Origin of the sequence: Pantoea sp. Ap-967, assembly GCF_011752565.1 — a bacterium.
GTDB lineage: Bacteria > Pseudomonadota > Gammaproteobacteria > Pseudomonadales > Pseudomonadaceae > Aquipseudomonas.
The window spans coordinates 40,991-53,314 of record NZ_VWXK01000026.1; the positions used below are offsets into that span (position 1 = coordinate 40,991).

The 12,324-nt window shown below is 64.1% G+C and carries 10 protein-coding genes and 2 pseudogenes; 8 read left to right on the top strand and 4 right to left on the bottom strand.

The genetic code is table 11. The annotated features are described in order from the left end of the window. Positions 1-12: 12 nt before the first annotated feature. Entirely contained in the window at positions 13-1,689 is a 1,677-nt protein-coding gene (locus F3J45_RS22615; RefSeq protein ID WP_167068177.1) for an AMP-binding protein, read from the bottom strand. A 217-nt stretch (positions 1,690-1,906) separates the two neighbouring features. On the opposite strand from F3J45_RS22615, the gene F3J45_RS22620 reads away from it, so the two are divergent. The 6 genes and pseudogenes from F3J45_RS22620 (at position 1,907) to F3J45_RS30605 (ending at position 7,465) form a co-directional block, all read left to right on the top strand. Further along, positions 1,907-3,070 carry an isovaleryl-CoA dehydrogenase gene (locus F3J45_RS22620; protein ID WP_167068180.1) on the top strand — a complete coding sequence of 388 codons (1,164 nt, stop codon included), beginning with the start codon at positions 1,907-1,909 and terminating at the stop codon, positions 3,068-3,070. A 19-nt stretch (positions 3,071-3,089) separates the two neighbouring features. Continuing rightward, positions 3,090-4,697 carry a carboxyl transferase domain-containing protein gene (locus F3J45_RS22625; protein WP_167068183.1) on the top strand — a complete coding sequence of 536 codons (1,608 nt, stop codon included), beginning with the start codon at positions 3,090-3,092 and terminating at the stop codon, positions 4,695-4,697. Positions 4,698-4,700: 3 nt separating this feature from the next. Then, complete coding sequence (locus F3J45_RS22630) at positions 4,701-5,516, top strand: gamma-carboxygeranoyl-CoA hydratase (protein WP_167068185.1); 816 nt, start codon at positions 4,701-4,703, stop codon at positions 5,514-5,516. Beyond that, a pseudogene (locus tag F3J45_RS30595) lies at positions 5,513-6,430 on the top strand (biotin carboxylase N-terminal domain-containing protein); the annotation flags it as partial. The gene F3J45_RS22630 and the pseudogene F3J45_RS30595, both read left to right, overlap by 4 nt. Positions 6,431-6,541: 111 nt before the next feature. After that, positions 6,542-7,192 (top strand): annotated as a pseudogene (locus F3J45_RS30600) (hypothetical protein); the annotation flags it as partial. A 78-nt stretch (positions 7,193-7,270) separates the two neighbouring features. Beyond that, a complete protein-coding gene (locus F3J45_RS30605) occupies positions 7,271-7,465 on the top strand; it encodes an acetyl-CoA carboxylase biotin carboxyl carrier protein subunit (RefSeq protein WP_370526454.1) in 195 nt (64 codons plus the stop codon). A 328-nt stretch (positions 7,466-7,793) separates the two neighbouring features. Here the strand turns inward: F3J45_RS30605 and F3J45_RS22640 are convergent, their stop codons facing one another. Beyond that, a complete protein-coding gene (locus F3J45_RS22640) occupies positions 7,794-8,459 on the bottom strand; it encodes a LexA family transcriptional regulator (RefSeq protein ID WP_205300645.1) in 666 nt (221 codons plus the stop codon). Positions 8,460-8,589: 130 nt separating this feature from the next. On the opposite strand from F3J45_RS22640, the gene F3J45_RS22645 reads away from it, so the two are divergent. Both F3J45_RS22645 and F3J45_RS22650 read left to right on the top strand, forming a co-directional pair. Continuing rightward, the gene (locus tag F3J45_RS22645) at positions 8,590-8,901 is read left to right on the top strand and encodes a hypothetical protein (RefSeq protein WP_167068194.1); all 312 of its coding nucleotides are present in this window, start codon (positions 8,590-8,592) and stop codon (positions 8,899-8,901) included. Positions 8,902-9,339: 438 nt separating this feature from the next. Continuing rightward, on the top strand, positions 9,340-9,855 hold the full coding sequence (locus F3J45_RS22650; protein ID WP_167068197.1) for a DUF4880 domain-containing protein: 516 nt from the start codon (positions 9,340-9,342) through the stop codon (positions 9,853-9,855). 5 nt (positions 9,856-9,860) lie between these two features. Here F3J45_RS22650 and F3J45_RS29905 read toward each other — a convergent pair whose 3' ends face one another. Together F3J45_RS29905 and F3J45_RS29910 are read right to left on the bottom strand one after the other, a co-directional pair. Next, on the bottom strand, positions 9,861-10,961 hold the full coding sequence (locus tag F3J45_RS29905; RefSeq protein WP_205300646.1) for a type VI secretion IcmF C-terminal domain-containing protein: 1,101 nt from the start codon (positions 10,959-10,961) through the stop codon (positions 9,861-9,863). Beyond that, positions 10,895-12,319 carry a type VI secretion protein IcmF/TssM N-terminal domain-containing protein gene (locus F3J45_RS29910; RefSeq protein ID WP_205300647.1) on the bottom strand — a complete coding sequence of 475 codons (1,425 nt, stop codon included), beginning with the start codon at positions 12,317-12,319 and terminating at the stop codon, positions 10,895-10,897. The genes F3J45_RS29905 and F3J45_RS29910 overlap by 67 nt, the downstream gene beginning before the upstream one ends. Between the last annotated feature and the right edge of the window lie 5 nt (positions 12,320-12,324).

Below are 12,324 nucleotides of genomic sequence, written 5' to 3' on the forward strand. Positions count from 1 at the left end.
CCTGGGCTACCGTCATCGAACCGCGCCGACTTCCGCCACACTGATCTCGCGCATGCGGAATTTCTGCACCTTGCCGGTCACCGTCATCGGAAACTCGTCAACGAAGCGAAAATGCCGCGGCACCTTGAAGTGCGCGATGCGTGCCTTGCACCAGCCCTGTAGTTCCTCGACCGTGAGGCTGTGGCCAGGGTGCAATTTGATCCAGGCGACGATCTCCTCACCATACCGGCTGCAGGGAATGCCGATTACCTGCGCATCGGCCACCGCTGGGTGGGTATGGAAGAACTCTTCCAGTTCACGCGGGTAGATGTTCTCGCCGCCACGAATGATCATGTCCTTGTTACGCCCGACGATGCGCACATGGCCGTGCTCGTCCATTACCGCCAGGTCGCCGGAATGCATCCACCCTGCCGGGTCGATGGCCTCGGCCGTGGCCTGGGGGTTGTCCCAGTAGCCAAGCATCACGCTGTAGCCGCGGGTGCACAATTCACCGATCTGGCCGCGGGGGACGATACAGCCGTCGGCATCCACCAACTTGCTCTCCAACTGCGGCTGGGTGCGGCCGACGGTGGTCACGCGCAGTTCCAGTTCGTCGTCCGGGCCGGTTTGCAGCGACACCGGGCTGGTTTCGGTCATGCCGTAGGCGATTTGCACCTGGGCCATGTGTAGCTGGTCGATCACCCGGCGCATCACCTCGATCGGGCAGGTGGCGCCTGCCATGATGCCGCTGCGCAGGCTCGACAAGTTCAGCGTGGTGCGTGAAGGGTGGTCGAGCATGGCGATGAACATGGTCGGCACCCCATACAGAATGCTGGCGCGCTCCTCGGCCACGGCGCGCAGGGTGAGTTCGGCGTCGAAGGCATCGTTGGGGTAGACCATGGTGCTGCCATGGGTGATGCAGCCCAGGTTGGCCATCACCATGCCGAAGCAGTGGTACAGCGGCACCGGAATCACCATGCGGTCGCGCTCGCTGAGGCCCAGGCTTTCGCCCACCATGAAACCGTTGTTGAGGATGTTGTAGTGGCTGAGCGTGGCGCCCTTGGGTGCGCCGGTGGTACCGGAGGTGTACTGGATGTTCACCGGCTGGTCGAACTGCAGGCTGTGCTGGCGCGCGGCGTAGGCCTCGGGCGGGGTCTGCCCTGCCCGCTCGGCCAGCGTCTGCCAGGGCAGGAACCCCGCCGGTGGGCTGGCGGCCAGGCTAATCACGCCGCGCAAGGCTGGCAGGCCTTCGCTGGCCAGCTGGCCGGGGGGCGTGAGCGCAAGCTCAGGCAGCAGTGCCTGCACCATGGCGTGGTAGTCAGACGTTTTGAAGGCATCGGCGCACACCAGCCAGCGGCAGCCAGACTGGCGTAGTACGTATTCCAGTTCCCCCACACGGTAAGCCGGGTTGATGTTGACCAGAATCGCGCCAACCTTGGCGCTGGCCAGCTGCAAGATGCACCACTGGGCGCAGTTCGGCGCCCAGATACCGACCCGGTCGCCGGAGTTCACGCCCAGGGCCATCAGGGCGCGGGCAAGCAGGTCGACCTGTTCGGCCAGTTGCCGCCAGCTGTAGCGAAGGCCCTGGTGGCGCACCACCAGCGCCTCGCCGTCGGCGCAGCGGGCCACGGTGGCGTCGAAGGCCTGGCCGATGGTCAGGGTCAGCAGCGGTTGGTCCTGGCGGCCGCGGGTGTAGCTTGGTTGACTCATGGGTGTCCCTTCTTGTGGTTGTTCTGGGCACGGCTGATGCGAGCGGAGAATACTCTGGCGCAGATTTACGTTTACGTAAAGGTTATGAGCCGATTGACAGTGGTGGGATGCAGGTTTACGTTAACGTAAAGGTGATGAACAACACCCCCCAGGGTCCGGTGCCGGATCCTTGAGCTACGGTGTTACCCAAACTTCAAGAACAACAAGGTGCCCCCGCATGCATTACCCCACCCTGAACTTCGCCCTGGGCGAAACCATCGACATGCTCCGCGACCAGGTGCGCACCTTCGTCGCCGCCGAACTGGCCCCACGCGCCCAGCAGATCGACCACGACAACCTGTTCCCCGCCGACATGTGGCGCAAATTCGGCGACATGGGCCTGCTGGGCATCACCGTGCCCGAGGAGTACGGCGGCGCCGGCCTGGGCTACCTGGCCCATGTGGTGGCGATGGAAGAAATCAGCCGCGGCTCGGCCTCGGTGGCCCTGTCCTACGGCGCCCATTCCAACCTCTGCGTGAACCAGATCAACCGCAACGGCAGCCCTGCGCAGAAGCAGAAATACCTGCCCAAGTTGGTCAGCGGCGAGCACATCGGCGCCCTGGCCATGAGCGAACCCAACGCCGGTTCCGACGTGGTGTCGATGAAGCTGCGGGCGGAAAAACGCGGCGACCGCTACGTGCTCAACGGCAGCAAGACCTGGATCACCAATGGCCCCGACGCCAATACCTACGTGATCTACGCCAAAACCGACCTGGACAAGGGCGCCCACGGCATCACCGCGTTCATCGTCGAACGTGACTGGAAAGGCTTCAGCCGCAGCAACAAGTTCGACAAGCTGGGCATGCGCGGCTCCAACACCTGCGAGCTGTTCTTCGACGGTGTGGAAGTGCCGGAGGAAAACATCCTCGGCCAGCTCAACGGCGGTGTGCGGGTGCTGATGAGCGGCCTGGACTACGAGCGCGTGGTGCTGTCCGGTGGCCCCACCGGCATCATGCAAAGCTGCATGGACCTGGTGGTGCCCTACATCCACGACCGCAAGCAGTTCGGCCAGAGCATTGGCGAGTTCCAGCTGATTCAGGGCAAGATCGCCGACATGTACACCCAGCTCAACGCCAGCCGCGCCTACCTGTACGCCGTGGCCCAGGCCTGCGACCGTGGCGAAACCACGCGCAAGGACGCCGCCGGGGTGATTCTGTACACCGCCGAGCGCGCCACGCAAATGGCCCTGGAGGCGATCCAGATTCTCGGTGGCAACGGCTACATCAACGAATTCCCGGCCGGCCGCCTGCTGCGCGATGCCAAGCTGTACGAGATCGGTGCCGGCACCAGCGAAATCCGCCGGATGCTGATTGGCCGCGAACTGTTCAACGAAACCCGCTGAGCACAAGGGACAGGCGCACATGGCTACCTTGCACACCCAGATCAACCCGCGTTCGGCGGAGTTCGCCAGCAACAGCGCGGCCATGCTCGAACAGGTCCAGGCCCTGCGCGGCCTGCTTGCCCAGGTGGCCCAGGGCGGCGGGCCCAAGGCCCAGGAACGGCACACCTCACGCGGCAAGCTGCTACCACGCGAACGCATCGACCGCCTGCTCGACCCGGGCTCGCCATTTCTGGAGATCGGCCAGCTGGCCGCCCATGAGGTGTACGGCGAGGACGTGCCCGCCGCCGGCGTGATCGCCGGCATTGGCCGCATCGAAGGCGTGGAATGCATGATCGTGGCCAACGACGCCACGGTCAAAGGCGGCTCCTACTACCCGCTGACGGTGAAGAAACACCTGCGGGCGCAAACCATCGCCCTGCAGAACCGCCTGCCGTGCATCTATTTGGTGGACTCCGGCGGCGCCAACCTGCCGCGCCAGGACGAAGTGTTCCCCGACCGCGAGCACTTCGGGCGCATCTTCTTCAACCAAGCCAACATGAGCGCCCTGGGCATCCCGCAAATCGCCGTGGTGATGGGCTCGTGCACCGCTGGCGGGGCCTATGTGCCGGCCATGGCCGACGAGGCGATCATGGTGCGCCAGCAGGCCACCATCTTCCTCGCCGGCCCCCCGCTGGTAAAAGCCGCCACCGGTGAAGTGGTCAGCGCCGAGGACCTGGGCGGCGCCGACGTGCACTGCCGCACCAGCGGCGTGGCCGACCACTACGCCGACAACGACGAACACGCCCTGGCCCTGGCCCGGCGCAGCGTTGCCAACCTCAACTGGCACAAGCTTGGCAAGCTGCAATGCCAGGCCCCGGTGGCGCCGCTGTACCCTGCCGATGAGCTGTACGGCGTGGTGCCGGCCGATGCCAAGCAGCCGTTCGACGTGCGCGAAGTGATCGCGCGGCTGGTCGACGGCTCGCAATTCGATGAGTTCAAGGCCTTGTTCGGCACCACCTTGGTGTGCGGCTTCGCCCACCTGCACGGTTACCCGGTGGCGATCCTGGCCAACAACGGCATCCTGTTCGCCGAAGCTGCGCAAAAAGGCGCGCATTTCATCGAGCTGGCCTGCCAGCGCGGCATCCCGCTGCTGTTCCTGCAGAACATCACCGGCTTCATGGTTGGCAAAAAGTACGAAGAAGGCGGCATCGCCAAGCACGGCGCCAAGCTGGTAACCGCCGTGGCCTGCGCCCAGGTGCCGAAATTCACGGTCATCATCGGCGGCAGCTTCGGCGCCGGCAACTACGGCATGTGCGGCCGTGCCTACGACCCGCGCCTGTTATGGATGTGGCCCAACGCCCGTATCGGCGTGATGGGCGCCGAGCAGGCCGCCGGGGTGCTGGCCCAGGTCAAGCGCGAGCAAAGCGAGCGCAGTGGCCAGGCCTTCAATGCCGAGGACGAGGCCCGGCTCAAGCAGCCGATTCTGGACCAGTACGAGCACCAGGGCCACCCCTACTACTCCAGTGCGCGGCTGTGGGACGACGGCGTCATTGACCCGGCGCAAACCCGTGACGTGCTTGGCCTAGCGCTGTCGGCCGCGTTGAACGCGCCGATCGAACAGAGCCGCTTCGGCATTTTCCGGATGTGACCCATGAGCGATTTCAGCACCCTCGAAGTGACCCGCGACCCCCGCGGCTTCGCCACCCTGTGGCTGAGCCGCGAGGACAAGAACAACGCCTTCAACGCGCTGATGATCCGCGAGCTGATCGTTGCCCTCGACCAGCTGGCCGAAGACGCCAGCCTGCGCTTCCTGCTGCTGCGCGGCCGTGGCCGGCATTTCAGCGCCGGCGCCGACCTGGCCTGGATGCAGCAATCGGCGCAGCTGGACTTCAACACCAACCTCGATGACGCCCGCGAACTTGGCGAGCTGATGTACGCCCTGCACCGCCTCAAGGCGCCCACCCTGGCCGTGGTGCAAGGCGCCGCCTTCGGTGGTGCGCTGGGGCTGATCAGTTGTTGCGACATGGCGATTGGCGCCGACGATGCCCAGCTGTGCCTGTCGGAAGTGCGTATCGGCCTGGCGCCGGCGGTCATCAGCCCGTTCGTGGTCAAGGCCATTGGCGAGCGCGCCGCGCGCCGCTATGCCCTCAGCGCCGAGCGCTTCAGCGGCGTGCGGGCCCGTGAGCTGGGCCTGCTGGCCGAGGTATACCCCGCCAGTGAGCTGGACGCACAGGTCGAAGCCTGGGTGAACAACCTGCTGCAGAACAGCCCGCAAGCGCTGCGCGCCACCAAGGACCTGCTGCGCGAAGTGGACGATGGCGAACTCAGCCCTGCGCTGCGCCGCTACTGCGAAAACACCATCGCCCGCATCCGCGTCAGCGCCGAAGGCCAGGAGGGCCTGCGGGCCTTCCTGGAAAAACGCCGCCCTGCCTGGCAAACCGATGACACGAAGGAGCCGCGCCCATGAGCCGCCCCGTTCTGACCACCCTGCTGGTCGCCAACCGCGGCGAAATCGCCTGCCGGGTCATGCGCACCGCCAAGGCCATGGGCCTGACCACGGTCGCCGTGCACAGCGCCATCGACCGCGACGCGCGCCACAGCCGCGAAGCCGACATCCGCGTCGACCTGGGCGGCAGCAAGCCTGCCGACAGTTACCTGGTGATCGACAAGCTCCTCGCAGCGGCCAAGGCCAGTGGCGCCCAGGCGATTCACCCAGGCTACGGGTTTCTTTCCGAGAACGCCGGTTTCGCCCGCGCCATCGAGCAAGCCGGGCTGATGTTCCTCGGCCCGCCGGCCAGCGCCATCGACGCCATGGGCAGCAAGTCGGCGGCCAAGGCCCTGATGGAAGATGCCGGGGTGCCCCTGGTACCCGGTTACCACGGCGAGGCCCAGGACCTGGACACCTTCCGCGCCGCCGCCGAGCGTATCGGCTACCCGGTGCTGCTCAAGGCCAGCGCCGGTGGCGGTGGCAAGGGCATGAAGGTGGTGGAGGAAGAAAGCCAGCTGGCCGATGCCCTGGCCTCGGCCCAGCGCGAGGCCCAGTCGTCGTTCGGCGATGCGCGCATGCTGGTGGAAAAGTACGTGCTCAAGCCGCGCCATGTGGAAATCCAGGTGTTTGCCGACCAACACGGCAACTGCCTGTACCTCAATGAGCGCGACTGTTCGATTCAGCGCCGCCACCAGAAGGTCGTCGAGGAGGCACCGGCCCCGGGCCTGTCTACCGAGCTGCGCCGGGCCATGGGCGAAGCCGCGGTGCGGGCGGCCCAGGCCATTGGCTACGTGGGCGCTGGCACCGTGGAGTTCTTGCTCGATGCCCGTGGCGAATTCTTCTTCATGGAGATGAACACCCGCCTGCAGGTGGAGCACCCCGTCACCGAGGCCATCACCGGCCTTGACCTGGTGGCCTGGCAGATCCGCGTGGCCTGCGGCGAGCCGCTGCCACTGACCCAGGCGCAGGTGCCGCTGGTTGGCCATGCCATCGAAGTGCGGCTGTACGCCGAGGACCCGGCCAACGAATTTCTGCCGGCCACCGGCACCCTGGCGTTGTACCGCGAATCGGCGGCCGGTGAAGGCCGCCGTGTGGACAGTGGCGTCAGCGAAGGCGATAGCGTGTCGCCGTTCTACGACCCGATGCTGGGCAAGCTGATTGCCTGGGGCCAGGACCGCGAGCAGGCGCGCCTGCGGTTGCTGGCGATGCTCGATGAGTTTGCCATTGGCGGGGTGAAGACCAATATCGCCTTCCTGCGGCGCATCCTTGCCCACCCGGCGTTTGCCGAGGCGGAACTGGACACGGGGTTCATCCCCCGCCACCAGCAGGCGTTGCTGCCTGCGCCCGAGGCCTTGCCTGCCGGCTTCTGGGAAGCGGCGGCCGAGGCCTGGCTGCAAGGCCAGGCGCGGAGCACGCGCGATGACGATGCCGGTTCGCCATGGGCCGAGCGCAATGGCTTGCGCCTGGGTTTGCCGGCGCGCAGCAGCCTGCACCTGGTGAGTGGCGGTGAGCGCCAAGCGGTGGCGTTGGAACGCACCAGCGCGCCGACGTGGCAGTTGGACGGTGAGCAGTTGGGGCATGACGCGGGCGGTGTTCGTCGCCGCCACCTGGCGGTGCGCCGGGGTGGCACGTTGTTCCTGCGCTGGGGCGGTGAGGTGCATGCCGTAGAGGCCTTCGACCCGATCGCCGAGGCTGAAGCCAGCCATGGCCAGCAAGGCGGGCTGGGGGCGCCGATGAACGGTAGCATCGTGCGCGTGCTGGTGCAGCCTGGGCAGGTGGTGGAAGCGGGCACGGCGCTGGTGGTGTTGGAGGCCATGAAGATGGAGCACAGCATCCGTGCGCCCCACGGTGGGACGGTGAAGGCGCTGTTTTGCCAGGAGGGGGATATGGTGAGCGAAGGGGCGGTGCTGGTTGAGTTGGTGGAGTGAGGCTGCCTGACGGGGGATTTTTGGCGCCTGTGAGATCGAGCGCCGCGCGCTTGGCATGGCATCGTTGGCGCCTATGAGATCGAGCGCCGCCCGCGCGGCGCTTCGCGAGCTATGCTCGCTCCTACGTTTGTTTCGGGCCAATGTTCATGTGGCCAGCGCGCGCGCCGCCTTGGCGTATGTCTCGATATCGAGGTGAACGAACAAGGCGTTCGCGCGCGATGGCACAGGCGATACTGGCCCGAAACAAACGTAGGAGCGAGCATAGCTCGCGAAGCGCCGCGCGGGCGGCGCTCGATCTCACAGGCACCAAAGACGCCACGCCAAGCCCCTAGAAAACCCCATGCACCCGCACAACCACCCCCAGAAACTCACACCCCTCTTCACACACAAGGGCCGGATAACTGCTGTTCAGCGCCTTGAGATACCGCTGCCCACCCTCCTCGGCCAGTTCACGCAAAATCGCCGTTTTCCCCGGCTGCCGCGCAATCACCAAACGCCCAGGCTCTGCCTCCAACCCAGCATCCACGAGCACCCGCATTCCCTGGGGCACGCTACGGCCACTGGCGGAGCTCATGGCATCGTTCTCCACGGTCAGCCAGAACGCCTTGCCTTGGGCAAAATATTCGGTTTGCTCGAACACCATCGCATTCTCAGGCTCTGCAGCCCCCAGCTCATCCCAACCACGAACGGGGTAGCGAAAGCACACGATGTATTGCATGAGGTCGATTTCATCATCATCCTCGACAATCGCATATCGGCCCTTGTCCTCACCCACCTGGCCAAGCACGCGCAGTACCATGCTGACATGGTAATGCGGCATGCCCAGCTCGACGAAGACACGGTTCATCGACTCGACCTTCGGTTGGCGCCGTTTGCCCAACCAATGGCCGATGCTGCCTTGAGACACCCCAACGCGCTCGGCGAGCTGCTCCTGGGAGATATCGAGTTCCTCGATCCGCTCACGGACGAGGGCAATCCATTTATCCATATTCATCGCTGGCACGATACGGACTGCCCTCTGGCGCTCAATAAACATTCAGTATTATTTACCCAAAGGCGCATGACTACTTTAAGTATTAAAATTAGCCAGACCCCACGCCCATAGGCCATCCACAGGTATCAGGATGAAACCACCGAAAAAAGACGTAACAGATCTCGACAGCGACGCCGCCCGCCGCGCCCTGGATTACTACCTCAACCCCAACCCGCCACGCGCGGACGAGAACAACCCGGTCTGGACCCTGCACAAAGGCGTCACCGCCGACCAGGCGCAGGAACATGCCATCGCCCTGCTACGCTGCGCCGCCGCCACGGCCCACGAAACCGCCGCTCATCAGGACGGCAGTACCCGCGAGCTGACCTTCGCGTTGATGCACATGATGGACATGGCCAGGGCTCTGCTGGAGCACAACCGCGCCGTGCAGAAAGCCTCGTAGGCCAGGAAAAAGAAGGGAGAAAACGTGATGGCCGGAACGGCGAAAGTCCCCGATTGCCGGGACAAGGCAGTGCTCCGGAAAAATATTTTCACCGGATGACAGAAAAATCATTTGACTGGCAAATGATAACGATTATTATTGCACTCAGCTGATCGCGAGATCTGCTGGATAACCTGAAAGCTTAGGTCGCTCTCAGATTATCTCCTCATCAGGCTAATCACGGTTTTTGACCCGGCTTTTTGCCGGGTCATTTTTTTTGGCTCTTCAGGCTAATGAAGATCGTTGATGGCCGCCATGATAGCAAAAGTGTGTCAGGGCGTGAACGCTCATTACAAAACTTTGCGGAATCAGCACTTGAGAATCAATCTCGTTTCGCCTACGCTAATTCCGCATCAAGGACGATGCCCCCACCCCTACCCCTTGAGCAAGGAGCTGTCCATGACCCGTCTGCTGCTGCCCCTTGAGCACCCCACGCCTTCGCGCGAGCACACTGCCGAGCATGAACTGCTGCATGGGCTCAAACGCCTGCCACGGCGTGTACAGCAAGTGTTCCTGCTCAACCGCCTCGACCAACTGGATTTCGCCAGCATCGCCAAACGCCTCGACCTGCCGCTGCTGAGCATCGAGCGCAATATGAACCAGGCGCTGCAGCCCGCAAACCTGCAAGCCAATGCCTCGGCCAGCAAGGCTGCCCAATGGTACGTGCGCCTGCAAAGCCCTGACGTCACCTCGTGCGAGCGTATCGACTTCCGCCGCTGGCTGGATGCCGACCCGTCCCACCTGCAAGCCTTTCATGACACCGAGCTGCGCTGGCGCAGCCTGCTGGCTCCGGCACGCGAGCTGGGGCAGGATGGCTGGTACCGGCAAGGGCGCGCAGCGCTTTCGCTGGGCGGGTGTTCGGTGGCAGTGGGCTTTGGTGTGGCTGCGCTGTTGCTGTTTGGGTACTGGGCCTAAGCCCATTACAGGGTGAACCGGGCTTCACCTGCATCCTGCTGATCAAACAAGGTACGCGGCAGCTTGAAGCCTTTGAACGGCTGCTGGGTGATCGGGTTATAGGCCTTTTCCGAGCGCAGTTGGTAACGAACTGCGCCATCGCCCGCCCTGAAGGTCAGGTCTACCGTCGTTTGCGTGCGCCCGTTCAGCCCGCCCCGGCTGAGCAGGCGAAACATCGACCAGGGCCCACGATATTCCAGGCTGCTGCTGTTGCCGTTCTGGCGCAGCAAGGTCAGCGTGCTGCGTGCATGCTCAGGGTTCGGCCATACGATACCCGTCATCGGGCCAGTGCCATGGGTGTAGGCAATCTGCTGCCCCGCCACTTCGAGCAGGCTGGTGCGCTGGTTGCCACTGAGGCCCAAGGGTTCGATGCTGAACTGCACACTCAACTGGCCACGGTGGTCGAAAAAGCTTTCGCGGATGCGTGCTGCGTTTTCCAGCTGTTCGATCACATCGGCACGGAACAGCCCGCCACCTGCAGTTTTTGCGTACCCCCCTTTCAGGTTTTCCTTCAGGACGGTATCCAGGTAGCGAGCCTGAAACTGCTGCAGCCGCCCGCTGGGGCCGAAGAACGCCGCGAAGTCGTCCAGCGCAGCATCCTCAGCGCGCACCACGAAGGGATAGCGCCGCGCCAGGCGCTCCTCGAAGAAGCCATGGATATCGGCCTGCCAACGGCGCTCCAACTCCTGCAGCGCCTCATTCAACATCACCTGCGCAGTTTGTTCGGCCACCGACTCGATGTGTTGGCGGATTGGCTCAGGCAGGCCGATGGCAATGCGCTGCAAGGTCGTTATGGGGTCGCCACCCTTGGTTGCCGAGCGCTCAAGAACAGCATCCAGCGCCGCGCTGCCCCGGTTCGGGCTGTCTTGGACGGCCCTGGCATAGTCATGCAGGGCCTTGATCGCACCCAGGGTTTCTTCGTAAAAGCTTGGGCGCTCACCCTTGGCTTCCATGACCTCGTTCAAGGCAGCGAAGGCTACGCGAATATCTGCCGTTTGGCTTACGGGTAACGGCTCGGGCAGTGGCTCGGCCACCGGGGCGGTACTGCCATCACCTTCCACAAGCACTGGCTGCGGCTGAAGCTGCGTGTTGTCTCGCACCGTTTCCAGCAACCGGCGATGTCGGAGAAGCGATGCAGGGTTGCAGCAGCGGCGGCGATGGCCAGCAGGCTGATGCTGGAGCCGACCCAAAGGCTGCGGCGTTTGCGGCGGGTGACCCTCAGGTTGTCGCCGGCCAGGCCGGCTTCTGGATAGAGGATTTGCTGGAAAATCTGCTGGGCGAAGTAAGGCGAGGCCTTGAGGCCGGGTTTAAGCGCCTCCCGCAATGGCCTGGGCACGCGGTACCGCTGCGCTGACTCGCGCAAGAAAGCGTTCTCGATTTCACCCTGCTGCATGACGGAAGACAGGTACAAACCACGCACCAGGGGTGCGGTGGTAAAACGGTCGCTTGCCAGGGCTTCGTGCAGAAAGGCCATCAACGCCGGGCGCAACCCGGCAAACTGGGCCTGAAAGGATAACAAGCGCTTACGTTGGCTTGCGTCGGTGAGTGCCCCCAAGCCGTCCCGCACGTGGGCCTGCACCAGCTGGATCATTCGGGCGTAATGATCGGAAAAATCGCTCAACCATGCATCGGACGAACCGCTACGGTCGAGTTTGGCTGTAAAGCCAAACAATGCGTCACGCTGCTCCATTCCCAGCCGGCTGAACAGTTGGCCAAAACCGTCCAGCAAATCGATTTTGCTCAGCACGATGTAGAGCGGCAAACGCAGCCCCAACTCATTGCTGAGCTCGAACAGCCGGGCACGCAATGCGTGTGCAAGGGCCACGCGTTGTGCCGGGGTAGCATGCAGCAGCGCTGCCAGGTCCACCACCAGTATCACGCCATTGAGCGCTTTGCCTGGGCGGTTGCGAGTGAGCCAGCCGAGCAAGTGAACCCATAGCCTGGCCGGGTTACCTGGCGGTACTGACGGCTCGCTAGTGTTTGCGGCAAGCGGTTGACGGGTCGGGATTATGCCTTGGGTAATGAAGTCCCCTGGCGGGTCGAGGATGATTGCATGGTCACTGACCCACCACTTCACAGCCTGGGCCGGCTGCTGCTCCTGGCGCCCCAGCGCCTGCGCCTTGCCGATTTGCGTGAGGGAAAAGCGCTGGCCCGAGCGCTCCAACAGGCTGCTCTTGCCTGCCCGTTCAGCGCCGATCATCAAGTACCGCGGCAAACGGTTCATCGCCCGACGGCCACCCACATGGCCCAGGAAGTTCGCCAGCTGCCGGTTCAGTTCGCGCTCCTGATCCTGCACGTGGCCCAATCCGGGGTCCCGTTCAATCGCATCGGCCTGTTCTCGCTCGTGCCGTAAACGACGAACACGCGATCGCGTGACGAACAGCCAGCAAAGTAATAGCAACACCACAAGCAACACACTGGCCATGCCTC